A 24,062-nucleotide genomic window follows, 5' to 3' on the forward strand; every position below is an offset into this window, starting at 1 on the left:
GCGATTCGCGAAAGCATGTAACGAGTACGCCACTGATTGCGAAGGCACCTCGCGTATCGGCCGGGTGAACAGGACACCAACAATGGAACAACCCCGCAGCCCCCGAGACCCCGCCCAGAGGAGGACCGACGTGACGACAGAGACCATCGTCCGCGCCGAACCTGACGCCGACCGTCCGCCTGTCGCCGCCGCGCCGTCCGCCCGACGACGCGGCGGAACGCGCGGCTCCCGACGGAAGGCCTCGATCGGTCTCCTGCTGATGGCGCCGGCGATCGTCGCGGTGCTTGGACTCGCGATCATCCCGATCGTGATCGTCGCCCGGAACTCCTTCGCCGAGAGCAACCTGTACGGCGGGATCACCGGAGGCTTCACCTTCGCCAACTACGCGCAGCTGTTCGATCCCGCGTACGGGAAGGTGCTCGGCTACAGCCTCGGCATGGCCGCGATCAACACCATCGTCTGCCTGGTGATCGGCTACATCGTCTCGTACTACATCGTCTCGCGGCCGCCGCACCGTCAGTCGCTCCTGTTGCTGCTGATCATCGTCCCGTTCTGGACGGACTTCCTGGTGCGCACCTTCGCCTGGATCTCAGTGCTCGGCCGCGGCGGCCCGGTGTACGGCCTCCTCGGCGCTCTCGGCGTGGACACCGGCAGTCTGTCGCTCATCCCCAGCCAGGGCGCGGTGATCATGGGACTGCTCTACGCCTTCCTGCCCACGGCGATCTTCCCCATCTACGCCAGCATGCGGGCGATCGACCCGTCGGTGAAGGAGGCGGCCGCGGACCTCGGCTGCGGCTGGTGGCAGACCCACTTCCGTGTGCTCGTGCCGCTGAGCAGCACCGGGATCGTCGCCGCGGCGATGCTCACGTTCGTTCCGACGCTCGGCGTCTTCGTCATCCCGGTCCTCCTGGGCGGAGGCAAGGACCAGCTGGTCGGCAACCTGATCGTCACGCTGTACACGGAGTTCCGCAACCAGCCGATGGGGGCGGCCGTCTCGATGGTGCTCCTGGTGCTCATGCTGGTCGCAATGGCGGTCGCGGGCCTCATCGCCCGCCGCGGACGGAAGAGGGTCGCCTGATGGATCGCGTCACCTCGTGGATCGCCCGCATCGTCTTGGTCTTCCTCTACATCCCGATCGTCGCCGTGATCGTGTACTCGTTCAATTCGGCGTCCGGCGGCTACCAGTGGAAGGGCTTCACCCTGGAGTGGTACGGCCAGCTCTTCGGCGACGGCGCCCTGCTGCAGACCCTCGGGATCAGCGTGATCGTGGGCGTGCTCGCCGCGTCGGTCGCGACCGTGATCGGGCTTCTGGCCGCCATCGGGATGGTGCGGTTCCCCTTCCGGGGCTCCGCCGCGATCCTCGGTGCGATCGCCCTGCCGCTGATCGTTCCCGAGATCGTGCTCGGCGTGGCGCTGCTCAGCGTGTTCAGCTTCCTCCACATCCCCCTCGGCATCCTCACCCTCGTCCTCGGGCACATGATCATCACGCTGCCGCTGACGACCCTCATCCTGATCGGGGCGTTCCGCACCCTCGATCCCAGCCTCATCGAGGCGGCGGCCGACCTCGGCTGCACGCCGTGGCAGACCTTCACGCGAGTGCTGTTCCCGCTGCTGCGGTCGTCCATCCTCGCGTCCTGGCTCCTCGCCTTCACGGTCTCGCTCGGCAACATCGTGATCTCGACCTTCGTCAGCGGCGTCGGATCCACCACCATGCCGCTGCGGGTCTACTCGCTGCTGAAATCCGGGCTCACCCCAGAGCTCAACGCCCTCGGGACTCTGCTGATCGTCCTGACCTTCGTCATCGTCCTCTCCGTCGGCATCCAACAGATGCGACGCATCCTGGCGAGCCCATCCGGCACCACCGCCGCAGCACCGCCCGACACCAGCACCACCTCCACCCCCACCCGCTAGCCCACCCCCCGCACCCCTGATGAACGGGAGAAGACCCATGAAACGCACCACAGCACTCGTCGCTGTCGCAGCCGTGGCCGCCCTCGGCCTGACCGCGTGCTCCTCCGGCTCCGGCGGTTCCTCCACAGGAAGCGCCTCCACCCAGCTCAACATCTACGCGTGGGCCGACGAGATCCCGAAGACGGTGATCTCGGCCTTCGAGAAGGAGACCGGGATCAAGGTCACCGTCGACACGTTCGACGCCAACGAGACGATGATCTCCAAGCTCGCTGCCGGCGGCTCCGGCTACGACATCGTCGAGCCCAGCCAGTACGCCGTCCAGCAGCTGGTCGGCCAGGAGCTCGTGCAGAAGCTCGACCACTCGAAGATCACCGGCCTCGACAACCTCGGCAAGAAGTTCGCCGACCCCAGCTACGACAAGGGCAACGAGTACAGCGTCCCGTGGATCTGGGGCACCACCGGTCTCGCGTACAACCAGAAGTGCACCGGCAAGGCCGTGGACAGCTGGGACGCGCTCTGGGACCCGGCCTACAAGGGCAAGATCTACATGCTCGACAACATGCTGAGCGCGTACATCCCCGCCCTGCAGTACAAGGGGCTCAAGGCCACGACGACCAGCGAGAAGGACATCGAGAAGGGCACCCAGGCGCTCCTCGACCAGAAGCCGCTGCTCGCCGGCTACAACTCCTCAAACTACGCCGACCTGCTGGCCTCCGGTGACGCCTGCGTGGCCGAGGCGTACGGCGGCAGCGGCATCGCCAAGGTCACCGCGGCGAACCCCGACGTGAAGTTCGTCATCCCCAAGGAGGGCGGCACGCTCTGGGTCGACGGTTTCTCCATCGCGAAGGACGCCCCGCACTCCGACGCCGCCTACAAGTGGCTCAACTTCACCCTCAAGCCCGAGATCGCGGCCATGGCCACGAACGACGGCGGCAGCGCCTCTGCGAACGAGGCCGCGAAGGCGAAGATCACGGACAAAGCCCTCCTCGAGAACGTCGCCGTGTACCCGACCGACGAGCAGCTCGCGAAGAGCGAGTTCATCGTCGACCCGGGCAAGGCGCTCGCGTGGTTCCAGCAGGGCTGGACCAAGGTCAAGGCGTCCTAGGCACGATCGATCACGGAACACGCGAGGAGGACACCATGACCACGCCCGCCAGCTCGGCACCGCCCGTCGTCCAGGACACGACCGGCGCGCAGCCCCCGGCCATCCGCCTCACCGGCGTCACCAAGACGTTCGGCAGCAACACCGTCGTCCAGCCCGTGGAACTGACGATCGGGGACAACGAGTTCTTCTCGATCCTCGGCCCTTCGGGATGCGGCAAGACCACGCTGATGCGGATGATCGCCGGTTTCGAGACGCCCACCGGCGGTTCGATCGAGCTGGCGGGCCGGTCGGTGGAGTCCCTCCCCACCCGTAAGCGTGACCTGAACATGCTCTTCCAGAGCTACGCGCTGTTCCCGCACCTCTCGGTACGCGACAACATCGGGTTCGAGCTGAAGGTCCGCGGCCGGAAGCGGTTCCCGGACCGGGAGTCCGCGGTCGACGCCGCGCTCGCCCTGGTGCACATGGAACGGTTCGCCGACCGAAAGCCGAGCGAGCTCTCGGGCGGACAACGGCAGCGCGTCGCGCTCGCCCGGGCCGTGGTCTCGCGTCCTGCGGTCGTCCTGCTCGACGAGCCGCTCGGGGCCCTCGACCAGCAGCTCCGCAAGGAGATGCAGGTCGAGCTGAAGCGCATGCAGCGCGAGGTCGGCATCACCTTCGTCTACGTCACGCACGACCAGGAGGAGGCGCTCACGATGTCCGACCGCATCGCCGTGATGTCGGAGGGCCGCGTCCAGCAGGTGGATGCGCCGCGCGAGATCTACGACCGTCCCGCGAACCGTTTCGTCGCCGGATTCATCGGCACGTGCAACCTCTTCGACGCCGTCTATCACGGCACGCCCGCCGGGGCGACCGTCGAGGTGGCGGGGCTCGGAACCGTGGCGGCCGCACCCGGTGCCGCCGGCCCCGGCGCGAACGTCACCGTGGCCGTCCGTCCCGAGCGGGTCGAACTGCGGCCGGGGGGCGTGGACGGCAGGTCCCCGGCGCACCCCGCGACCCTCCTCGACGCGGTCTTCCTGGGTGACGAGTGGCGGTACATCGTCCGCGCCGACCAGGGCCGCGAACTCGTCGTGACCCGTCCGAGCCGCCGCGAGGACGACGCGCTCACCCGCCTGCTCCCGGGCGACCCGGTCACCGTCTCCTGGCAGCCGGACGACGCGCGCGTCCTCGCCGCGTGACCCCGACGCTCTCCGAACAGACCCACGAAAGGACCGCCATGAAGGTCGCCGCAGGCCAACTCGCTCCCACCACGGATCTCGCCGTCAACCGCCGCACGATCGAGACGCTCGTGGAGGAGGCCGCGTCGGAGAACGTCGATCTGCTCGTCCTGCCCGAGGAGGCCATGCTCCTGGCCGACGGCGTGGATGTGCCGCTGGGCGAGATCGCGCGCGCCGAATGGCCGGGGTTCGTGGAGTTCGTCAGCGGCCTGGCCGAGCGCCACGGCATGGCGATCATCGCTGCGGGTTACGAGGGGACGGACGGAGACCGTCCGTACAACACGATCGTCGCGATCGACGAGCGCGGCAGTGAGCTGGCTCGCTACCGGAAGCTCCACCTCTACGACGCCTTCGCGTACCGGGAGTCCGACTACGTCACCCCCGGCGACGCCAATCCCGTCGTGGTCGAACTCGCCGGCGCGTCCGTCGGTCTGGTCAACTGCTACGACCTCCGCTTCCCGGAGCTCACGCGCAACCTGATCGATCAGGGCGCCGACCTGATCTCGGTCTCCGCCGCGTGGGTCTCCGGCCCGATGAAGGAGGACCACTGGCGGACGCTCCTGCGCGCGCGGGCCATCGAGTCGACGACGTGGCTCGTGGGGGCCGGCTCCGCATCCCCGGACTGCATCGGCCAGAGCATGGTCGTGGACCCGTTCGGCGTCGTCCGCTCCGCCCTGGGCGGGGAGACCTACGGCCTCGCGGTCGCGACCGTCTCGCAGCAGCGCACCGACGAGGTGCGCGCTGTGCTCCCGGTGCTCGAGAACCGCCGGCTCAACACCTCCATCAGCCTCTGACCCGCCCCGCACCGCCACACGAGGAGACCACTGTGCCCATCCGCATCGGCCCCACCCCGCCTGCACTCGACCGCGTCCTGCTGGAGAAGCTCGGGCGGGTGTCGTTCCCGACGCTCGGCCACTACCTGGAGGAGGGCTTCGCCGACCCCGGCATCTCGCGCCTCACCGGGTCGACCCGGGTGGTCGGACGCGCGGTGACGGTCCGCACCACGTCCACGGACTCGACGATGCTCCACCATGCCGCGGGGCTCGTGGAGGCCGGTGACGTGATCGTCGTGGACACGGGTGGCGACCTCCGGCACGCGCCGCTGGGGGAGGTCGTCGCGTCGGCGCTCTCGTTCCGGGGCGCCGCGGGCGCGATCGTGGATGGCAGCGCCACCGACCTCGATGAGATCGCGCCGCTCGGGCTACCCGTCTACGCGCGCGGGCTGAGCATGCTCACCACGAAGCTGCACGACATCGACGCGGGCGGCCTCAACATCCCGGTCGTCTGCGGCGGGGTCGTGGTGCAACCCGGGGATGTCGTGCTCGCCGACGTCAACGGCGTGCTGTTCGCGCCGCCCGCGGTGCTGGAGGCGCTCATCGACGTGGCGCTCGCCGACGATGCGGAGGAGCCGGAGCTCGTCCAGGCCCTCCGCGACGGAGCGCGCCTCGGCGACCTCACCGGCGCGAGCGCCACCATCGCCGGTTTCGTCTCCTGACCCCCCGCATCCCCGAACCACCACACCGAAAGGACCCCATGCTCCTCAAAGCCGCCATCAACGGAGGGAGGACTCGCGACGAGTTCCCCGCTGTCCCGCTGACCGCGGAGGAGATCGCCCAGGAGTCGGCTGCCGCGTGCGCCGCGGGCGCCGACGTCGTCCATGCACACGCGCGCACGCCGGACGGCGGACAGACCATCGACCCGGTGCACGTCGGTGCGATGGTCCGCGCCTTCCGGGCCGCGGTTCCGGGCGGGATCATCGGCACGACGACCGGTCTCTGGACGTGCTCGGGGCATGAGGAGAGGATGCGGCTCGTCGCCGCCTGGCCGGACGACGCGCTGCCCGACTTCGCCTCCGTGGCCTTCAGCGAGGAGGGTGCGGCCGAGGCCGCGCAGCTCGTCCTCGACCGCGGGATGGTACTGGAGAGCGCGGTCTGGTCTCTCGCCGACGTACCGGCGCTGCTGGCGTCGCCGACCCTCCACCGCAACGTCCGCATCCTCATCGAGCCCGAGGTGGAGGACCCGGCGGAGGCCGTCGCAGCCTGTCGCGAGATCGCGGCGGCACTGCGGGCGGCCGGTGTGGAGGCGCCCATCCTGTATCACGGGTTCGACGGCACGGTCTGGCCCGTGGTGCGCGCGGCGATCGAGGACGGCTGCGAGGCGCGTGTCGGACTCGAGGACGGGCTCACCCGAGAGGACGGCGCTCCGTGTGCCGGGAACGCGGAACTCGTGGCTGCGGTCCGCGCCCTCGAGCCGGTCGTCGCGTGAGGAATGAGGAGCGGTCGTAAGGGCGGCCGCTCCCAGGATCGCCGTCTAGGGTGCTCTCGATGATCGACGACACCGACCGCAGGCTCATCGAGCTGCTCATGCGCGACGGCCGGCGCCCCTTCACGGAGCTGGGCGCCGAGCTCGACGTGAGCGAGGCGACGGTGCGGGGTCGCGTGGCGCGCCTGCAGGAGTCGGGCATCCTCAAGATCGTCGCGCTCTGCAATCCGCTGACGCTCGGCCACCAGTCGGTGCGGTTGATGATCGGCGTCGCCGGCCATTCACCGCGCGCGGTCGCGAAGGCGCTCGCGGACATGGCGATGGTGAATCACGTCGCCCTCGGCACCGGCGCCCACGACGTCTACGTCGAGGCCACCTGCCGCGACCTCGACCAGCTGGTCACCCTCCTCGACGACGTGCGCCGGGTGCCCGGCGTGACGGAGATCGACCAGTTCGTCTTGCTGGAGCTGTTCAAGGACTACTCGTGGGTGGGACTGCGCGACAAGTCCGGCCAGAGCGCCGGGCAGAGCGCGGGCCAGGTCGCCGACTGAGGCAGCGTTGTCAGAGCTTCGGCAGCGGCGCGCGCTGCGTCCGGCGCTTGATGATGGCCTCGTCGACGGGGGCCGGGTCTTCACGGAAGCCCGCCCAGAGGTAGGAGTCCTTCATCACTTCGAGGACGGTCATCGTCTCGACGTGCTGCACGCCGTTCACCCGTCGTACCCGCTCGTTCAGGATGGTGGACAGGTGGACGACGTCGTCGCAGCGGAGGTCGGCGATGAGGTCGAACGCACCCACGGCGCTCGCGACGAACTTGATCTCGGGAACCGCGGCGAGCTGCTTGGCGACCGCCGAGACGCCCACCCCGCGGATGCGGATGGCGATGTGGACCTCGATCTCGCCCAGCTTCGGCGCGTCCGGCATCCCCACGACCTGCACGATGCCGGCCTTCGACAGCCTCCGGTAGCGCGCGCGGACGCTCGGCTCGGACAAGCCGACGTTCCGTCCGATGACCGCGAACGACCGGCGCCCGTCGATGCGCAGTTGATCGATGATCTTGCGGTCGATGGTGTCGATGTCCATGGGCGCTCCGGGGTCGGTGAAGAGAGTCTACGGCGTGAACTCCGGTAGGGCGTCAGGCGATCTCGGCCCTGGTGTGGCCGGAGCACCCTCCACTAGGGTCTGGCCATGAGCACCCGATCCGCCCGCGCGGGCTTCGCGATCGCTGCCGTTACGGCACTCCTCCTCCTTTCCGGATGCTCCTCATCCGCATCCTCCTTCGCCGGGGATTGGGGGCAGGTCGCGGCCGGGCAACCGTCGCTGACGATCCGGTCGGATGGGTCGTTCTCAGGCTCCGACGGGTGCAATCCGCTCACGGGCAAAGGGACGTTCTCCGGGGACACCTTCACGTTCGGGCCCTTCGCGTCCACGCTGAAGGCGTGCGAGGGGGTGACGCCGTGGCTCAACCTCGCCGACACGGCGAAAGTCGACGGGGACACGCTCACCGTCTATCGGTCGGGCGGCACGAGGATCGGCACGCTTCAGAAGCGCTGAGCCGCGCGAGCGTCGCCCGGTCCATCGGCGAGGCTGATATGCATCATCGGCGAAATCGGATTCCTCGGGTGTGGCCGTCCCGTGAGACTGGAGGACAGCCGATGCCCACATCGAGGTGGGCCGGGCGCTGTCGCCCGTGGTCAGGCTGGTAAAGGAATGCAGATGGGGAACCCGCAGAAGATCCTGGTGGTCGGAGCCGGCATCGGCGGTCTGAGCGCCGCGATCGCCTTGGCGCAGACCGGCGCCGAGGTCGACGTGATCGAGATCAAGAACGAGACCGCCGCGCAGGGCGTGGGCTTCGGGCTCCGGCCCAACGGCTTGAAGGCGATCGAGGAGATCGGGCTTCTCGACGAGTGCCTCGCCTTCGGGAACGTCACCACCGGGATCACCTACTACGACACCACGGGTCGCCACGTCTGCGATCTGGATTACGGGCACACCGACGGCCGACCCGACCACAACATCATCATGCCGCGCCTGGAGTATCTGGAGGCGGCGACCGCCCGAGCGCTCGCGGTCGGCTGCGACCTCCGGCTCGGCACGACCGTCGTGGGGTTGACCCAGGATGCGGACGGCGTGGACGTCGCCTTCAGCGACGGCGAGACCCGGCGCTACGACCTGGTCGTCGGGTACGACGGCATCCACTCGCAGATCCGCCACGACTACTTCGGCAGCCAGTTCGATCCGACGCCTGCCGGCGGAGTGGCCTGGCGCTGCGCTCTGCCACTCGCTCCCGGCCTGACCGACACCATGTTCATCCAGGGGCACGGCGGCAAGATCGTGCTCGCCCCGCTTGCGGGGGGCCAGATGTACATGGTGTTGACCGTCGCCGAGACCGGTCGCCCCCGGCACGACCCCGAGAAGTTCAGGCAGATCATGTACGACCGCGCGCGGGCGCTCCTGGGCGATTCGGAGTTCATGTCCGAGTCCATCGAGCACATCCTGGACTCCGACAATGTCGCCTACTCGCCGTACTCGCTGACCTGGGTTCCGTATCCCTGGTTCCGCGGCCGGGTGATGATCATGGGCGACGCGGTGCACGCGATGACCCCGTACCTCGGCTCGGGTGCGGCGATGAGCATCGAGGACGGCGTCGTCCTCGCCCAGGAACTGAGGAAGGACCAGTCCCTGCTCGACGCCCAGCTGGCCTTCATGGCGCGCCGGCTCCCGCGGGTGCGCGTCATCCACGAGCTGTCCACGCAGGCGATGCTGGCGGAATTCGATTCGGTCACACCCGATGCCCTGCAACGGCGCCTGGACTATCTGGCCACCGACGAGCCGATCGCGAACGAGTTCTCGAACCGCTTCCTGGCGCAGGGGTACTGAGATGCAGCAGACACGAGCCGATCAGACCGTCCGGGTGGTGGAGGTCGACGCTGGAGCCGCCCGGGAATGGAAACCTCTGCGGGGCGCGGCCGGCATCCCCGGTCCGGTGCCCGAGCATCCCGGCTTCCCCGACGTCACGCCCTTCTGGAAGGACGCGGGCGTGACTTTGGTGCGTTCCTACGACTGGGTCTCGCGGCTGGACACGCAGAACAATCCGCTGAGCCTCTTCCCCGACTGGGACGCGGACCCGGCCGATCCCGCCGGCTATAACTTCGCCGCCACCGACGCCTGGGTGGATGCGGTCCACTCCAGCGGTGCGGAGGTGCTGTTCACCTTCGCCAGCGCGATCCCCTCCGGCACCGCCCCCGCGGCCGACCCCGAGAAGTACGGGCGGGTTGTCGAGGGGATCGTCCGCCACTACGCACGCGGCTGGGCCGGTGGCCCGGAGCGGCCGATCCGGATGTTCGAATTCGGCGATCAGCCGGATTTCGGACTCCTGCACTTCTCTGGGACCCCGGAGCAGTTCTTCGAGATGTACGAGGCCTTCGCGTCCGCCGTCCGACGGGTCGGCGATGAGCTGATCGTCGGCGGTCCGTCCCTGGCGTTCCCGCTCAACGCGGACAACCCGTTCCGCGAAGACTTCCTGTCGTTCATCCGGGAGCGGCGCCTGCCGCTGGACTTCTTCTCGTTCCTCGCGTTCGCGGACGCCACCCGGGACCCGATGGACTTCCCGGTGGTGGCACGCGAACTGCGCGGACTGCTCGACAGCCACGGCTTCGCCGACACCGCGCTGATGCTGTCCTACTGGAACTATCTCGGGATCCCCACGAGCACGGCTCCTTCGGAGGAGCGAGCGGCATTCCAGGCTGCTGCGGCGATCTACCTGCAGGACGCTCCGCTCGACTACGCCATCTTCTTCCGTGCCGACAGCGGCGCCGACCCGCACTACGACGTCGTCGATCCGGCCGGGATCTTCACGGAGGGCGGCGACTCCGACGAGCAGGCCGTCGCCTTCTCGATGGTCGGCCGCGCGATGACCGGCGGGAGACTGGATGCGACGGGGAGCGACGAGTCGGGGTTCGCCTCCGCCGCGAGCCGCGACGGCGACACGGTACGCGTCCTCATCGCGAACTTCGTCGCCCCGGAGTCGGCGCTGGCGCCGCGGGCGAGCGACGAGCTGCGCTTCCGGGTGCCCTACGGCACGAAACATGTGGAGATGGCGTTCCGCCTGCCCCCTCAGCGGGACGGGCTGGCCTCCGCCGGTGTCGAGTCGGCGCACCTCCGGCTGACGAATCTGCCCTGGAAGGGGCAGCCTGTGTCGGTACGGCTCCGCACGCTGCGCGGTGAGCCTCGCGTGGTCGCGGGTGAAAAGGTATCGGAATCGGGCGCGCTGGAGCTCGACGTGCCGATCGAGCCGCAGTCCGTGATCCTGGTGGAGATCGCAGAGGCGCACATCCGGTAGAAAAGCGGTGTGACTTCGGAGCGGACGGATGTGGTCGTGGTCGGCGCGGGCGTCGCGGGGCTTGCCGCCGCATCCCGACTGGTGACAGCGGGGCTCGGTGTCGTCGTACTCGAGGCGCGGGACCGCATCGGCGGGCGCGTCTGGACCGACCGACGCTTCGGGACGCCGGTCGACCTCGGCGCGTCGTGGATCCACGGCATCACCGACAACCCGGTGTGGGAGGCGGTGCAGACCTCCGGCATCCGCACGCGCGAGTTCACCGTGGGGAGCTACCAGCCCGGCGGGCGCCCGATCGCCTACTTCTCGCCGGCCGGGGCACGGCTCACCGAGGACGAGGTGGCGGCGTTCGTCACCGACGTGTCGACCGCGACGGCGGCGCTCGAGCGCCTGGTCGCGACGCTCGAGCCCGGTGTGCCGTACGCGGCGGCGGTCGAGCAGGCCCTGGGAGCGCTTCGGTGGCCGCCGGAGCGGGCGCAGCGGGTGCGGGAGTTCCTGGGACACCGAGCAGAGGAGCAGTACGGTGTCTCGGCGGCGCGGCTCGACGCGCACGGGCTCGACGACGACGCCATCGAGGGCGACGAGGTCGTGTTCCCCGACGGGTACGACCAGCTCACGCGGATGCTGGCCGAGGGGGTGGATGTGCGGCTCGGCTCGGAGGTGTCGTCGGTCGCGTGGTCGGAGGCCGGCGCGGAGGTGGCGGCGGGGACGGTTGTGCTGTCGGCGCCACAGGTGATCGTGACCGTCCCGGTGGGCGTGCTCAAAGCCGGTGGCATCTCTTTCGACCCGCCGCTCCCCGAGCCCGTCGCAGGTGCGATCGACCGGCTGGAGATGAACCGATTCGAGAAGGTGGTGCTGCGCTTCCCGCACCGGTTCTGGCCGGAGGGCGTCTACGCGATCCGCCGACAGGGGCCGGCGGCCGCGTGGTGGCACTCCTGGTACGACATCACCGGCCCGGACGGCGCGCCGACCCTACTGACCTTCGCCGCGGCCGACTGTGCAGAGCAGACCGCGTCGTGGCAGGATGACCGGACCATCGGCGACGTGCTGGATGCGCTTCGCGAGGTCTTCGGCTCGGCGGTGCCGGAACCGACCGGCAGCGTGGTGACGCGCTGGCAGCTCGACCCGTACTCGTGCGGCTCGTACGCCTACCTCCCCGTCGGCGCACGGCGCCAGGACCACGACGACCTCGCCGAACCCATCGGGGGCGGTGTCCTGCAGCTCGCGGGCGAGGCCACCTGGACGGACGACCCCGCCACGGTCACGGCCGCCCTCGAGTCCGGACGGCGTGCCGCCGAGCGCATCCTGGCACGACGGCGCTGACCGGTCCGCGCGGTCAATTCTGCTTGGGCTGCCGCCACTGGTTCGCGCGGCGGTTCTGCTCCGCCTCGGCCACGATGGTCTCCAGGCGCCGCTGCCTCGTCGCGTCCGTCTTCGCACTGAGCAGCCACTCCAGGATGGCGCGGCGGGCCGATCGTGGGAACGCGTCCCAGTTGCCGCGCGCAGCCGGGGCAGCGTCGAGCGCTCGCCGCAGGTCGTGGGGCTCGGTCAGCTCCTCCACCTCGTCGAGCGCCGCCCATCGTCCGCTGCGGACGGCGGCCTCCACCACGGCCTCGCCCGCGGGGGTCATCAGCCCGCGCTCGCGCAACGACGCGACACGCTCCTTGTTGCGGCGCGACCAGGCGCTCGAGGGCTTGCGCGGGTTCAGGCGCAGCATGGCGTGAGTGTCGTCGAGAGACCGGGGCAGGCTGTCCACCCATCCCGCGCAGAGCGCCTCCTCGACGATCTCGTCGTAGCTCAGCGTCCGTCCGGCGCCCTTCTCGTACACGAGCCAGACGCCGGGCGAAGACTCGCCGTTCTCCGTCAGCCAGCGTCGGAGCTCGTCGCGGCCGGCGACGCTGATCCGTTCGAGTTCGGCCACCCCGTCCCTCCTCGATCCTCCCGCGCGGTCAGCACGCGCACGATCGACTGCACCAGCTCTCGTCGTCGCGCGTCCGTGCGGCCGTCCGCATCCTCCACCCGGAAGGGCGCGAGCTGCCACACCTCGCACAGGCCCCAGATGACGACATACAGGTCGCGGGGGTCCCACGCCCGCGAGACGCCGCCTTCGCGCTGCCACCGCGCGATCAGCTCCTCCGGCACCGGGAGCCCGCGCAGTTGTGCGGTCGCCTCCTCCCACGGGTCTGTCTCGAGGCGCGCCCAGGAGAGCAGACGCAACGTCTGGGGGTGGCCGGCGATGAAGTCGTAGACGCGTCCCGCGAAGTCGACGATGCCGTCCGCGTCGCCGCCGACCGTCTCGGCGACCTCGGTGATGACCGAGGCGATCGTGGCGACGAAGAGGGCGCGCTTGTCGCCGAAGTAGGCGTAGATGCGCTCCTTGTTCGCGCCGGCGCCCACGGCGATCCGGTCGATCCTTCCGCCGCCGAAGCCGTACTGGGCGAATTCGGCGCGGGCGGCCTCCAGGATGCGCTTGCGAGTCGCGATGGCGCGGTCGGAGATGGTGGCCGTCGCGTCCGTGGGTGCTGCCATCTCGTCCCGTCCTCGGCTTCTGTTGCTTTCCGTGTACGTAAGGGTATCATTGCCCAACCGAATAGTTGGTTGGCTTCGAAGGAGAACCATGGCCGCGCATCAGCCCGCCGTCTCGATCACACGTGTCGGGTATCGCGCAGATACCGTGTTCGCGGCGACGCCCGAGCCGCCGCTCACCTGGGCGACAGAGACCGACGCACCCGGATGGCGCCAGGCGTGGGCGGAGCTCGAGAGCGACGGCAAGGTCGTGCGGATCGAGAGCGATGAGTCGGTGCGCGTTCGGTGGCCGTTTCCGGCGCTGCGCCCCCGTGAGCAACGCGTCCTGCGGGTCCGTGTCGGCGGCACCGACGGCTCGGTCTCCACGTGGAGCGACGGCTGCGTCGTCCGGGCCGGCTTCCTCGCGCCGGGGGAGTGGACGGCGTCGATGATCGCCCTCGCCGAGCCGGTTCGTCAGGGTCAGCCGGCGCTTCTGCGCACCGAGTTCAGCGTCGAGAAGGAGGTCGCGTCCGCCACGCTGTACTCGACGGCTCAGGGGGTCTACCAGGTCGAACTCAACGGCGTCCCCGTGGATGCGGACACGCTGAAGCCCGGATGGACCTCCTACCAGTGGCGGCTCATCCACGAGACCCAGGACGTGACGCGTCTGCTGAAGCAGGGCCGCAACGCCGTGGGCATCGAGCTCGCCGCGGGTTGGTTCGCCCAGCCGTACGGGTTCGGCGACGACGCGATCCCGTTCTACGGCGACCAGCCGGGCGCGGCGCTGCACCTGGTGATCGAGTACCGGGACGGTGACATCGTGGTGATCGACACCGACGGCCGCTGGACGGGATCCGGGGAGGGTTCCGTGATCGAGGCGGGACTCTACGCCGGGCAGCACGACGACGCCCGCCGTGAGCAGAGGGGATGGTCGAGCGCGGGCTTCGACGACGGCGAGTGGTCGCCTGTGGCGACGCGCCCTGCGCCGGTGCCGGAGCCGCGGATCGCGCCGCCGGTCCGCCAGATCGAGGAGGTCTCTCCCGTCTCTGCGACGGTGTCGCCGTCCGGCGCGACGATCCTCGATTTCGGTGTGAACATCGTCGGGCGGCTCCGCGTCCGGGCGCAGCTGCCGAGCGGTACGAAGCTCGTGTTCCGTCACGCGGAGATCACGAGCGGCGGCGAGTTGGACACGAGCTCGATGCGGGGCGCAGCCGCCACGGACTCGTTCGTTTCGGCCGGCGAGCCCGTCGTCTGGGAACCCCGGTTCACCTTCCGCGGCTTCCGTTTCGCGAGCGTCGACGGCTGGCCCGATGGCCTCCCCGTCGACGCGATCACCGCCGTCGTGATCTCCAGCGACCTGGAGCGCACCGGCTGGCTGGAGACGTCGGACCCGCTGGTGAACCGCCTCCACGAGGCCATCGTCCGCAGCACCCGGGGCAACTTCGTCTCGCTTCCCACCGACTGTCCGCAACGGGACGAGCGCCTCGGCTGGACCGGCGACATCGAGGTGTTCGCGCCGACCGCAGCGACCCTGTTCGACGTCGACGGATTCCTCGCGAACTGGCTGCGCGACGTCGCTCACGAGCAGTCCGCCCTGGCAGGGATCGTGCCGTTCATCGTCCCCAACGTCATGGGTCTCTTCACCGCGCCGACGGCGGGGTGGGGCGACTCGTCGGTAGGGGTCCCCTGGACGCTGTACCAGCGCTTCGGGGACCGGACGGTGCTCGAACGCCAGTACCCGAGCATGAAGGCGTGGGTCGACCAGGTGGCCGAGCGGGCCGGGGACGGCCGCCTGTGGAAGGGCGGATTCCAGTTCGGCGACTGGCTCGATCCCACGGCCCCGAAAGACGATCCGACCGCCGCGAAGGCGGACAAGGAGCTCGTCGCGACGGCGTACTTCTACCGGTCGGCCGGCATCGTGGCTCAGACGTCGGCTCTCCTCGGGGAGGCGGAGGACGCGGAGTACTACGGCCGGCTCGCCGGGGAGATCAAGCACGCCTTCACCCGCGAGTACGTGACGGCGAACGGGCGCCTGAGCTCCGACGCGCAGGCGGCCTACGCGCTGGCGATCGCCTTCGGCCTGGCCGAGAACCCGGAGGTCGAGCGGTCGATGGGCGTCCATCTGGCGCGCCTGGTCCGCCGTAACGCCTACCGGATCGGGACCGGGTTCCTCGGAACCCCGGTCATCGCCGGGGCGCTCACGCGAACCGGGCAGCTCGAGGCGGCGGACCGCCTGCTGACCCAGACGGAATGCCCGTCATGGCTGTACCCGATCACTGCCGGAGCCACCACGACCTGGGAGGCGTGGGACGCCCTCCTGCCCGATGGCTCGCCGAGCCCGGCAGCCACGTCCTTCAATCACTACGCATTCGGTGCGGTGGCCGACTGGCTGTATGCCTCGCTGGCCGGTCTGAGCGCCGCGGAACCGGGCTACCGCACCATCCGTATCGCTCCGGTGCCCCTGCCGAGCTTCACGCGGGCATCCGCGGTGCACATCACCCCCTACGGCAGGGCTTCTGTGGAGTGGGAGCGAGACGGGTCGGGGCTACGGGTGCGCGCGGTGGTGCCGCCCAACACGTCGGCCATCGTCCAGCTGCCGGACGGCCGGGAGCCGTTCGAAGTCTGGGCCGGACGCCACGAGTGGTCTGTCGTCGACGAACGCGCGCCGCGCCCGTCGGTCGAGCGGCTCACGATGGAGAGCGACCTGGCCGACATCGTCGACGATCCGGCGGCGTACCGGGCGGTGCTGTCGGCCCTCGACAAGCATGCGCCCGACGCGGCGGAGGCTCTCCGCTCCCGCACCCGCTGGGACGAGGGTGTCGCTCTCGGCGTCGAGCTCTTCATCCTTCCCCGCCATGTCCAGGCCGCGGTCGACGAGGAGCTGCGGCTTTTCGTCCCGACCGCCCGGTGACACGAGAGAGAGAGAGAGAGAGACGGACATGCTGACCCTCACCGCCAACCTTGAACTGAACTTCCCGGATGTCGACGGCTTCCCCTCGCGTATCGAGGCCGCGACGACGGCCGGCTTCCATGAGGTCGATATCTGGTCGACCTTCGACAAGGATCTTCCCGGCATCCGATCGGCGCTGAACGCGACCGGCGCCCGCCTGATGTCCGTGCTCGCCGAGCCCCGGACCGACGTGGCGTGGCCGGACGCCGACCGGGACGCGTTCTTCGGCGGCCTGGAACGGACCGTCGAGAACGCCCGCTTCCTCGGTGCACCGTTCGTGATCGTCGACTCCGGACTCGGCTTCCCCGGCCAGTCGCGGCGCGTCCAGCTCGACCGCCTCGCAGACGTGTACGCCCAGGCGGTCGAGCGCATCCGCGGTTCGGGGATCACGTTGCTCCTGGAATCCGTGAACACCCGCATCGATCATCCGGGGCTGCTTCTCGATCGCAATGCCGACTGTCGGGCGCTGATCCGGGCGGTCGACGATCCGTCGCTCCGCTGGCTGTACGACGCCTACCATTCCTTTGCCGAGGGCGAGGACTATGCTGCCGAGCTGCAAGCGGGGGCCGATCTCATGGCATACGTACACCTGGCGGACGCCCCTGGTCGTCAGGAGCCGGGTACCGGTGCAGTCGACTGGAGCGGGTGGCTCGACGCCCTCGTCGCCACCGGCTACTCGGGATCGGTTCAGCTCGAGTTCGCGCCCTCCACCGACTTCGGCTCCGCGGTGTCGTACATCCGCTCGCTCGTGGATGCTTAGGTTGAAAAACAACCAAAGTGTGTCTTAGAATGGCAATGACGTCGGGGCTTCGGCCCGTTCCTCACCGCGATGTCGCGGCGAGGGCACAAACCGTCGCGTCGATCCCCCGATCGTTCGGGTCTCGCGTATGCCGCTCTCGCCAGTGAGGTTCCGTCTCCTCGTCATCTCCCTCCTCGTCGTCTCGTTCCTCGGGGCGCTCGACAACACCGTGGTCAGCACGGCGATCGCCACGGTCGCCGGGCAGCTCGGCGCGCTCGAGCACATGAGCTGGATCGTCGTCGGCTACACGCTGGCGAGCACGGTCCTCCTTCCGGTGCTCGGCAAGCTCGGCGACCGGATCGGGCCCCGCGCCGTGTTCCTCGCGTCCGTCGTCGTCTTCATCGTCTCGTCGGTCGCTTGCGGTTTCGCGAACGGCATCACCTGGCTGATCGTCGCCCGCGTGGTGCAGGGGATGAGCTCGGCCGGCCTGCAGCTGATGTCGCAGACGATCATCGCCGAGACCACGACGCCGAGGCAGCGGCCCAAGTACCTCGCGATCATCGGGGCCGCCTTCCCGGTGGCCATCCTCGTCGGCCCGGTGCTCGGCGGTGTCATCACCGACTACTGGGGCTGGCCCTGGGTGTTCTGGATCAACGCCCCGGTCGGGCTGGTCGCCCTCGTGCTCGCGCTCGTCGCCGTGCCGCACATCGAGCCCGGCCGCGCGGGGCGGTTCGACCTGGCGGGGACGATCGCGCTCACGATCGGGCTCGTCGCGCTCGTGCTCGCGGTGACCGCGGTCGGCGACGGCTCCCAGGCGGCCGTGACCGTGATCGAGTTCGCGATCGCCGCCGTCGCGCTGACCGCCTTCTTCGTCATCGAGACCCGGGTCGCCGAGCCGCTGGTTCCGCTCCACCACTTCCGCAACCGGACGGTGGCGACCGGCACCGTCATCTCGGCCATCGTCGGCGTCGGGTTGTTCTCGATCACGGCGTATCTACCCACCTACTTCCAGATGGCGTACCGGACGACGGCGACGGTGTCGGGCCTGGTGCCGATCGCGACGGTGTTCGGGATGCTCGTCAGCAACCTCGCGACGGGCTGGCTCGTCAGCCGCACCGGCCACTACCGCGTCTATCCGCTCATCGGCACCGCCCTCGGGGCGGCAGGCCTCGCCGCGATGGCGCTGCTCCCGGCCGGGTCCCCGTTGTGGGCGCCCACCGTGGCGATGGCCGTCGTCGGCCTCGGCACGGGAGCGTTCATGAGCCTCATCGTCGCCGTTGTCCAGAGCGCCGTCCCGCGCAGCGAGACGGGGACGATCACGGCAACCACGAATCTCGTCCGCCAGGTGGGCGCCACGGTCGCCACCGCCCTCATCGGAGGGATCATCGGCACGAGCGTCATCGCGCTGCTCCCGGCCGGACTGGACGCCGCCACCCTCACGCCGGCCGTGGTGCACGCACAGGATGCTGCGGCGCAGGAGCAGATCGCGCAGGCGTACCACGGCGTCTTCGTGCCGCTCTTCGTCGCGCTCGCCGCGACCTATCTCGTCGGGGTGGCGGCGTCCATCCTGCTCCCGAACAGCCGGCTGTCCGACGACCGCGTCACGGCGCCGGACGCCGAACCGGCATCCCTCACCACCTGAACACCGCACCGCACAGGAGACCAGCATGAGCACCACACCGGACACGACCGTCGCCGTCGTCGGGAGCGGCCCGATCGGATCCGCCTACGCCCGACTGCTGCTCGAGGCGCTGCCCGGCGCCCGCGTCGTGATGCTCGAGGCGGGACCGCAGCTCACCGCCATCGCCGGCGAGAACGTGCGCAACATCCCCGACCCGGACGAGAAGGAGCGGGCGCGCGAGCGGTCGCAGGGCCCGCAGGCGGGCGCGTTCCGCGAGTCGCTCGGCATCCCGTCCTCTGTCGTGGTGGAGGGGATGTTCACCGCCCGCGGCGGGACGCACCTCCTCGACTTCGGCGGCCCGGGGTCGGCCCACGCGGAGAGCTTCCCGGCGGCCGCCGCCTCCACCAACGTCGGCGGGATGGGCGCGCACTGGACGGGCGCGACGCCCAGCCCGGCGTTCAGCGAGCGCATCCCGTTCATCCCCGACGAGGAGTGGGACGACCTCCTCGCCGAGGCCGGCCGGCTGCTGCACGTGCAGACCGCGGCGTTCGCCGACTCGGCGATCGGCGAGGCGATCCGGTCGCTGCTGGCGGAGGAGTTCGCGGGCGAGCTGCCCGAGGGCTACGGGCCGAGCACGCTGCCGGTCGCGGGCGACCCCCAGCCCGACGGCACGATGCGCTGGGCGGGTGCCGACACGGTCCTCGGACCGCTGCTCGACCCCGCGAGTCCTCTCGCCGAGCGGTTCGAGCTGCGCGACCTCTCGCTGGTGCGACGCGTCGAGCACGCCGACGGCCGCGCGACCGGCGTCACCGTCGAGGACCTGCGCACGCACGAGGTCTACGAGCTGGATGCGGACCTCGTCGTCGTCGGCGCCGACGCCTTCCGCTCGCCGCAGCTGCTCTGGGCGTCGGGTATCCGCCCGCGGGCGCTCGGGCACTACCTGACCGAGCATCCGGTCGTGATCTCCACCGTCGCCCTCGACGGCGAGCGGATGGGCCGGTTCGCGACCGAGGAGGACCTCGCGCAGGAGCACGCCCGCCGTGCCGTCAATCCGGCCGATCCGGTGGCCGCGGTGAACCGCATCCCCTTCTCGGAGCCCGCTCACCCGTTCTCGCTGCAGGTGATGTACGTCGAGACTCCGCCGTTCCCCCTCGACCCGCAGCACCCGGCGGCCGGCAACCGGTGGGGCTACGTGAACATGGGCTACGGGATGCGCAAGCACCCTCGCTTCGAGGACGCGGTCACCTTCGACGACAGCGAGCCCGATTACCGGGGCTTCCCGAACATGACGATCACGTACGCGCTCACCGGCGCCGAGCAGGCGGAGATCGCCGAGGCGACCGAGCGCCTGCGCCGCGCCGGCAACGCGTTGGGGACGTTCGTCGCCGAGCCGCGGCTGCTGCCGAACGGATCCAGCCTCCACTTCCAGGGCACCATGCGCCTCGGCGAGGACGACGACGGCACCTCCGTCGCCGACCCGTACTCGCGGGTGTGGGGCTACGAGAACCTGGTTGTCGGCGGCAACGCGCTGATCCCGACCGCCACCGCCATGAACCCCACGCTGATGAGCGTCGCGATCGCCGTCCGCGGAGCCCGCGAAGCCGCCCGCCGGCTGACCGCCGCCGCCGAGACGGCCGAGATCGCACACTGAGCACACCCCGAGATCTGAGGAGGATCGAAATGCTCGAAGAACAGTTGATACAGACGGCGGGTTTCCGCAACGTCGGACCGGAGGGCGCGCGCACGGGCTTCCAGCTCCGGGTGCGCAGCCCGTACTACCGGGGCCTGTGGGCGGATCTCATCGAAAAGCCGACGGTGACCGTCGACGGTGAGCGCTTCGACGGCGAGACCATCCGCTGGACGCTGCCGGCCGGCGAGTTCTCGTTCGGCGAGCTGCAGGAGTCGACCGACGCGCGCTGGCCCCTGGGGCACGCGGCCACGCTCACGGTGCCCCGCGAGGGCGGGCTCTCCCGCGGCATCCACGACGTCACGCTCGAGCTGCGGCTGCGGATGTCGTACATCCCGGAGGAGCTGCAGCCGTCGATCTGGACCGCGTCGCGGAAGGCGGTGATCGTACTGTGACTACGGAACACGCAGGGACCACCGACGACCTGCCCTTCGGCCTCGGCGTCTCGCTGTACTCGTACACCGACGACATCGGCGTCACCATGACGGTCGAGGAGTGCATCGAGGATGTCGCCGACCTCGGCGCCTCCGGCATCGAGATCCTCGGCGAGGGCCATATCCAGGACTACCCGAACCCGTCGACCGCGTGGATCGACGCGTGGCACGCGCGGACCGAGCGGCTGGGCCTCACGCCCACGCTGTACGGCTCGTGGATCGACACCCGGCGGTTCCCGGGCCGTGACATGACGGCGGCCGAAGGCGCCGCGCAGCTGGAGCTCGACCTGCGCCTCGCCTCCCGGCTCGGCTTCTCGTTCGTCCGGCCGAAGATCGGCGTCATCTCGGAGGACCTGCGGGTCGACCCGATCTGGCAGGAGGCCGTCGAGCGCAACCTGCAGCTCGCCGCAGACCTCGACATCGTGATCTGCCCCGAGATCCACTGGCCGACCGTCATCAAGTCCCCGGTCGTGGAGGAGTACGTGGCGTTCAAGGAGCGCACCGGCTCGGATCACTTCGGGCTGCTCATCGACACCGGCGTCTTCGAGCTGTCGTCGTACCCGCGGCGAGGCGGCAGCGCGTCGTTCCGGATGGGCGACGGGACCGCCCGGCCCCCGGTGGTGCCGTTCGTGCCCGTGTCGGACCTCGCGGACGTGATGGAGCACACGGTCTACTTCCAGGCCAAGTTCTACGAGGTGGACGACGAGCTCGTCGACCACTACATCCCCTGGCGGGAGATCATCGACGTCGTCGTCGACTCCGGGTACACCGGGTGGCTGTCGAGCGAGTACGAGGGGCACCACGAGCCCTACCGCGCGCCCGACCAGCTTCGCCGCCAGCACGCCCTCATCCGCACCATCGCGGCCGAACGCGCCGGAAGGAGCTGATCATGCCCAACGGGCTCATCGACGACGCGAGCCTGCGCGTCCACCCGGACGGCCTCGCGCTCTCGCTCACCATCCCGTGGTACCGCAGCCTGTGGCTGTCGTCGGTCACGACGCTGCGGCTGACCCTCGACGGCGCGGAGGTGCCGGAGGAGGACCTCGCGTTCGAGCTGGACGGCGTGCGCTACGCGATCCCGGACCTTCCGCAGCAGAGCGACGTGCTCTGGTACCTGCAGTCGCATCCGTTGCTGATCGTCCGCCGGGACCCGGCCGTCGCGCTGGGCGAGACGCACGAGGTCGAGCTGCATGGCGAGCTCCGGCTGCCGTACATGCAGATCGCCCCGGGAGCCGACGGCGGTCCGGGCGTGTACGTGCCGAACGTCGTGCACCAGCGGCTCACCCTCAGCGCCGGTGACCGCGACGCGACGCCGCCCGCCCTCGCGACGGAGGTGCCGCCGGCACCTGCGGCGACCGACGAGGACCCGTTCCGGCTCGGCCTCACCCTCTACTCGGCGAGTGCGGAGTTTCGGGCCGGGTGGTACGACTTCGACGGCCTGCTCGACCGGGTCGCCGAGCTCGGCATCGGGCCGGGCATCGAGATCGTCGCGTCCCAGATGCTCCCGGCCTACCCGGCGCTCTCCGACGAGTTCGTCTCGAAATGGCGGGCCGCCTTCGACCGGCACGGCTTCGACGCCAGCTCGTTCGGCGCGAACCTCGACATGGGCAAGCGCCGCGACCGCGACATGACCCCCGACGAGGAGTTCGAGGTCAGCGAGCTGCTGTTCCGGGATGCGAAGACGCTGGGCTTCCCGCTGGTGCGCATCCAATCGGCGAAGCCCGAGCTGCTGCGGCGGCTCCTGCCCGTCGCGGAGGAGCTCGAGCTGAAGCTGGCCTACGAGATCCACGCTCCGATGGGCCCGAACTCGCCCGAGATCATGAAGGTGCGCGACGTCTACGCCGAGCTCGACTCCCCGCTGCTCGGCTTCGTCGCCGACTTCTCCTCGACGATGCACAGCATGTCGCCCACGCTGCTGCGCGCGGTGAGCCGCGCCGGGCTCGACGACGAGGGTGTGCAGCGCCTGCAGGACATCTGGGCGACGGACGCGCCCATGCGCGCGCGTCAGGAGGAGTTCATCCAGTACCTGCGCGGCCGCGACTTCGACCCCGGCCGGCTCGGCGCCTTCGCCCGTCTCGCGTTCAACATGCACGGACACGTCGACCCGCACGAGTGGGCGGACATCATGCCGCAGATCCTTCATGTGCACGCCAAGTTCTACGACATCGACGAGCGCGGCCAGGAGCCGGCGATCGACTACCCGGAGCTCGTCCGCATCTTCGTCGAGGGCGGCTACCGCGGCTACTGGTCGAGCGAGTGGGAGGGCCACGCCTTCGCGGAGCTCGGCGAGGTCGACCCGCTGCTGCTGGTGCGGAAGCAGCACGACCTCATCCGGGCGAGCATGCGGGCGCTGCAGCCCGCAGGACGGTAGCGGGGCGCCGATGACCGATGTGCAGCTCAGCGACCTGCGGACCATGCCGCTGCCGGACACGCTCGCCTGGCTGCGCGAGCACGGCGAGCCGGCGGACCCGCGGCCGGGAATCGACACGGCGTCGCTGCGACGGCGCTTCCCGCGGCTCGCGCATGTGCGCACTCGCGACCTGGTCGTGGAGGCGCCGAGCGGACCGCAGCCCGCTCGGCTGTACCGCGACGACACGGTCGCGCCCAGCGGAGCGGCGCTGGTCTGGGCGCACGGTGGCGGATTCATCGGCGGTCATCTCGACATGCCGGAGTCGAACTGGGTGGCGCTGGAGCTGGCTGCACGGGGCATCCCGTCGCTGGCCGTCGACTACACGAAATGCCTCGGGACGTCCATTATCCCGTGCCGTCCGACGACGTCCTCGCCGCCTGGCAGTTCGCGGTGGCGAACAGCGCCGAACTTCTCGGGGTCGGACCCGACGAGCTGCTCCTCGGCGGCGCGAGCGCGGGCGGCAACCTGACCGCGGGCGTTGTCGCGCGACTCCGCGACGCGGGGAAGCCGCTGCCGGCCGGCCTGATCCTGGTCTACCCGGCGCTCGACCCGGACGGTGCGCATCCGGGCGCGGCTCCCGACCCGGACTCCCCGTTCGCCCGGCTCTCGGTGAACTACGCCGGGTCGGCCCGCGCCCTGCAGAACCCGTACGCCTTCCCGGGCCTGGGCTCCGTCGGCGGCTTCCCGCCGACCCTCGTCGTGGTGAGCGAGAAGGACGGGCTGCGGCCCTCCGGCGAGACGTTCGCACAACGACTGGTGCGGGCGGGGCGCGACGCCACCCTCCATCTGGAGCCGGACGCCGACCACGGGCACATCGACGAGCCGTCGGATCCGGCCGCCCTCCGGACGATCGAGGCGATCGCGGACTGGGTCCGCGGCCGCGCCTGA

At 70.1% G+C, this 24,062-nt stretch carries 22 protein-coding genes and 1 pseudogene; 20 read left to right on the plus strand and 3 right to left on the minus strand.

The features are described 5' to 3' along the window. The first annotated feature begins 82 nt into the window (after nt 1-82). The 8 genes from A0130_13305 to A0130_13340 are packed head-to-tail and all read left to right on the plus strand — an operon-like array spanning nt 83 to nt 7,043. On the plus strand, nt 83-1,078 hold the full coding sequence (locus tag A0130_13305) for an ABC transporter permease (protein ANF32512.1): 996 nt from the start codon (nt 83-85) through the stop codon (nt 1,076-1,078). Beyond that, complete coding sequence (locus A0130_13310) at nt 1,078-1,911, plus strand: ABC transporter permease (protein ID ANF32513.1); 834 nt, start codon at nt 1,078-1,080, stop codon at nt 1,909-1,911. Before A0130_13305 ends, A0130_13310 begins: the two co-directional genes overlap by 1 nt. A 37-nt stretch (nt 1,912-1,948) precedes the next feature. Continuing rightward, entirely contained in the window at nt 1,949-3,016 is a 1,068-nt protein-coding gene (locus A0130_13315) for a spermidine/putrecine ABC transporter substrate-binding protein (protein ID ANF32514.1), read from the plus strand. 35 nt (nt 3,017-3,051) lie between these two features. Next, nucleotides 3,052-4,191: a spermidine/putrescine ABC transporter ATP-binding protein gene (locus tag A0130_13320; GenBank protein ANF32515.1), complete on the plus strand. Its 1,140-nt coding sequence runs from the start codon at nt 3,052-3,054 to the stop codon at nt 4,189-4,191. Between the two features lie 38 nt (nt 4,192-4,229). After that, entirely contained in the window at nt 4,230-5,024 is a 795-nt protein-coding gene (locus A0130_13325; GenBank protein ID ANF32516.1) for a carbon-nitrogen hydrolase, read from the plus strand. 32 nt (nt 5,025-5,056) lie between these two features. Further along, nucleotides 5,057-5,725: a demethylmenaquinone methyltransferase gene (locus A0130_13330; protein ANF32517.1), complete on the plus strand. Its 669-nt coding sequence runs from the start codon at nt 5,057-5,059 to the stop codon at nt 5,723-5,725. A 38-nt stretch (nt 5,726-5,763) separates the two neighbouring features. Next, a complete protein-coding gene (locus tag A0130_13335; GenBank protein ANF32518.1) occupies nt 5,764-6,495 on the plus strand; it encodes a hypothetical protein in 732 nt (243 codons plus the stop codon). A gap of 59 nt (nt 6,496-6,554) precedes the next feature. After that, nucleotides 6,555-7,043 carry an AsnC family transcriptional regulator gene (locus tag A0130_13340; protein ANF33443.1) on the plus strand — a complete coding sequence of 163 codons (489 nt, stop codon included), beginning with the start codon at nt 6,555-6,557 and terminating at the stop codon, nt 7,041-7,043. Nucleotides 7,044-7,053: 10 nt separating this feature from the next. Here A0130_13340 and A0130_13345 read toward each other — a convergent pair whose 3' ends face one another. After that, the gene (locus tag A0130_13345; GenBank protein ID ANF32519.1) at nt 7,054-7,572 is read right to left on the minus strand and encodes an AsnC family transcriptional regulator; all 519 of its coding nucleotides are present in this window, start codon (nt 7,570-7,572) and stop codon (nt 7,054-7,056) included. A 105-nt stretch (nt 7,573-7,677) separates the two neighbouring features. Here A0130_13345 and A0130_13350 point away from each other — a divergent pair, with 105 nt between their 5' ends. The 4 genes from A0130_13350 (at nt 7,678) to A0130_13365 (ending at nt 12,151) form a co-directional block, all read left to right on the plus strand. Continuing rightward, nucleotides 7,678-8,043, plus strand: coding sequence for an META domain-containing protein (locus A0130_13350; GenBank protein ID ANF32520.1), 366 nt, complete (start codon nt 7,678-7,680; stop codon nt 8,041-8,043). Between the two features lie 162 nt (nt 8,044-8,205). Then, a complete protein-coding gene (locus A0130_13355) occupies nt 8,206-9,369 on the plus strand; it encodes a hypothetical protein (protein ID ANF32521.1) in 1,164 nt (387 codons plus the stop codon). A 1-nt stretch (nt 9,370) separates the two neighbouring features. After that, nucleotides 9,371-10,831, plus strand: a complete 1,461-nt coding sequence (locus A0130_13360; GenBank protein ID ANF32522.1) for a hypothetical protein — start codon at nt 9,371-9,373, stop codon at nt 10,829-10,831. Between the two features lie 9 nt (nt 10,832-10,840). After that, nucleotides 10,841-12,151 carry an amine oxidase gene (locus A0130_13365; GenBank protein ID ANF32523.1) on the plus strand — a complete coding sequence of 437 codons (1,311 nt, stop codon included), beginning with the start codon at nt 10,841-10,843 and terminating at the stop codon, nt 12,149-12,151. 13 nt (nt 12,152-12,164) lie between these two features. Here the strand turns inward: A0130_13365 and A0130_13370 are convergent, their stop codons facing one another. After that, nucleotides 12,165-12,749 carry a hypothetical protein gene (locus tag A0130_13370; protein ANF32524.1) on the minus strand — a complete coding sequence of 195 codons (585 nt, stop codon included), beginning with the start codon at nt 12,747-12,749 and terminating at the stop codon, nt 12,165-12,167. After that, nucleotides 12,692-13,357: a hypothetical protein gene (locus A0130_13375; protein ID ANF32525.1), complete on the minus strand. Its 666-nt coding sequence runs from the start codon at nt 13,355-13,357 to the stop codon at nt 12,692-12,694. The genes A0130_13370 and A0130_13375 overlap by 58 nt, the downstream gene beginning before the upstream one ends. An 88-nt stretch (nt 13,358-13,445) precedes the next feature. Here A0130_13375 and A0130_13380 point away from each other — a divergent pair, with 88 nt between their 5' ends. The 8 genes and pseudogenes from A0130_13380 to A0130_13415 all read left to right on the plus strand — a co-directional run bounded on the left by A0130_13380 (nt 13,446) and on the right by A0130_13415 (nt 24,062). Next, the gene (locus A0130_13380) at nt 13,446-16,244 is read left to right on the plus strand and encodes a hypothetical protein (GenBank protein ID ANF32526.1); all 2,799 of its coding nucleotides are present in this window, start codon (nt 13,446-13,448) and stop codon (nt 16,242-16,244) included. Nucleotides 16,245-16,272: 28 nt separating this feature from the next. Continuing rightward, nucleotides 16,273-17,043 carry a hypothetical protein gene (locus tag A0130_13385; protein ANF32527.1) on the plus strand — a complete coding sequence of 257 codons (771 nt, stop codon included), beginning with the start codon at nt 16,273-16,275 and terminating at the stop codon, nt 17,041-17,043. A 127-nt stretch (nt 17,044-17,170) separates the two neighbouring features. Next, the gene (locus A0130_13390; protein ID ANF32528.1) at nt 17,171-18,664 is read left to right on the plus strand and encodes an MFS transporter permease; all 1,494 of its coding nucleotides are present in this window, start codon (nt 17,171-17,173) and stop codon (nt 18,662-18,664) included. A gap of 25 nt (nt 18,665-18,689) precedes the next feature. Beyond that, complete coding sequence (locus tag A0130_13395; protein ID ANF32529.1) at nt 18,690-20,294, plus strand: choline dehydrogenase; 1,605 nt, start codon at nt 18,690-18,692, stop codon at nt 20,292-20,294. Nucleotides 20,295-20,323: 29 nt separating this feature from the next. Beyond that, nucleotides 20,324-21,651, plus strand: a pseudogene (locus tag A0130_13400) (hypothetical protein). Between the two features lie 2 nt (nt 21,652-21,653). Continuing rightward, complete coding sequence (locus A0130_13405) at nt 21,654-23,135, plus strand: pyruvate formate-lyase (GenBank protein ID ANF32530.1); 1,482 nt, start codon at nt 21,654-21,656, stop codon at nt 23,133-23,135. Between the two features lie 10 nt (nt 23,136-23,145). Further along, nucleotides 23,146-23,643, plus strand: a complete 498-nt coding sequence (locus A0130_13410; protein ID ANF32531.1) for a hypothetical protein — start codon at nt 23,146-23,148, stop codon at nt 23,641-23,643. Further along, nucleotides 23,565-24,062, plus strand: a complete 498-nt coding sequence (locus A0130_13415) for a hypothetical protein (GenBank protein ID ANF32532.1) — start codon at nt 23,565-23,567, stop codon at nt 24,060-24,062. Before A0130_13410 ends, A0130_13415 begins: the two co-directional genes overlap by 79 nt.

It is taken from the genome of Leifsonia xyli, from assembly GCA_001647635.1.
Classification (GTDB): domain Bacteria; phylum Actinomycetota; class Actinomycetes; order Actinomycetales; family Microbacteriaceae; genus Leifsonia; species Leifsonia xyli_A.

Coding starts and splice junctions, on each gene's coding strand:
- A0130_13385 (ANF32527.1), top strand. CDS start 16,273: ATGCTGACCCTCACCGCCAACCTTGAACTGAACTTCCCGGATGTCGAC.
- A0130_13340 (ANF33443.1), top strand. CDS start 6,555: ATGATCGACGACACCGACCGCAGGCTCATCGAGCTGCTCATGCGCGAC.
- A0130_13325 (ANF32516.1), top strand. CDS start 4,230: ATGAAGGTCGCCGCAGGCCAACTCGCTCCCACCACGGATCTCGCCGTC.
- A0130_13335 (ANF32518.1), top strand. CDS start 5,764: ATGCTCCTCAAAGCCGCCATCAACGGAGGGAGGACTCGCGACGAGTTC.
- A0130_13390 (ANF32528.1), top strand. CDS start 17,171: ATGCCGCTCTCGCCAGTGAGGTTCCGTCTCCTCGTCATCTCCCTCCTC.
- A0130_13310 (ANF32513.1), top strand. CDS start 1,078: ATGGATCGCGTCACCTCGTGGATCGCCCGCATCGTCTTGGTCTTCCTC.
- A0130_13345 (ANF32519.1), bottom strand. CDS start 7,572: ATGGACATCGACACCATCGACCGCAAGATCATCGATCAACTGCGCATC.
- A0130_13315 (ANF32514.1), top strand. CDS start 1,949: ATGAAACGCACCACAGCACTCGTCGCTGTCGCAGCCGTGGCCGCCCTC.
- A0130_13375 (ANF32525.1), bottom strand. CDS start 13,357: ATGGCAGCACCCACGGACGCGACGGCCACCATCTCCGACCGCGCCATC.
- A0130_13360 (ANF32522.1), top strand. CDS start 9,371: ATGCAGCAGACACGAGCCGATCAGACCGTCCGGGTGGTGGAGGTCGAC.
- A0130_13350 (ANF32520.1), top strand. CDS start 7,678: ATGAGCACCCGATCCGCCCGCGCGGGCTTCGCGATCGCTGCCGTTACG.
- A0130_13395 (ANF32529.1), top strand. CDS start 18,690: ATGAGCACCACACCGGACACGACCGTCGCCGTCGTCGGGAGCGGCCCG.
- A0130_13305 (ANF32512.1), top strand. CDS start 83: ATGGAACAACCCCGCAGCCCCCGAGACCCCGCCCAGAGGAGGACCGAC.
- A0130_13410 (ANF32531.1), top strand. CDS start 23,146: ATGACCGATGTGCAGCTCAGCGACCTGCGGACCATGCCGCTGCCGGAC.
- A0130_13320 (ANF32515.1), top strand. CDS start 3,052: ATGACCACGCCCGCCAGCTCGGCACCGCCCGTCGTCCAGGACACGACC.
- A0130_13405 (ANF32530.1), top strand. CDS start 21,654: ATGCCCAACGGGCTCATCGACGACGCGAGCCTGCGCGTCCACCCGGAC.
- A0130_13380 (ANF32526.1), top strand. CDS start 13,446: ATGGCCGCGCATCAGCCCGCCGTCTCGATCACACGTGTCGGGTATCGC.
- A0130_13355 (ANF32521.1), top strand. CDS start 8,206: ATGGGGAACCCGCAGAAGATCCTGGTGGTCGGAGCCGGCATCGGCGGT.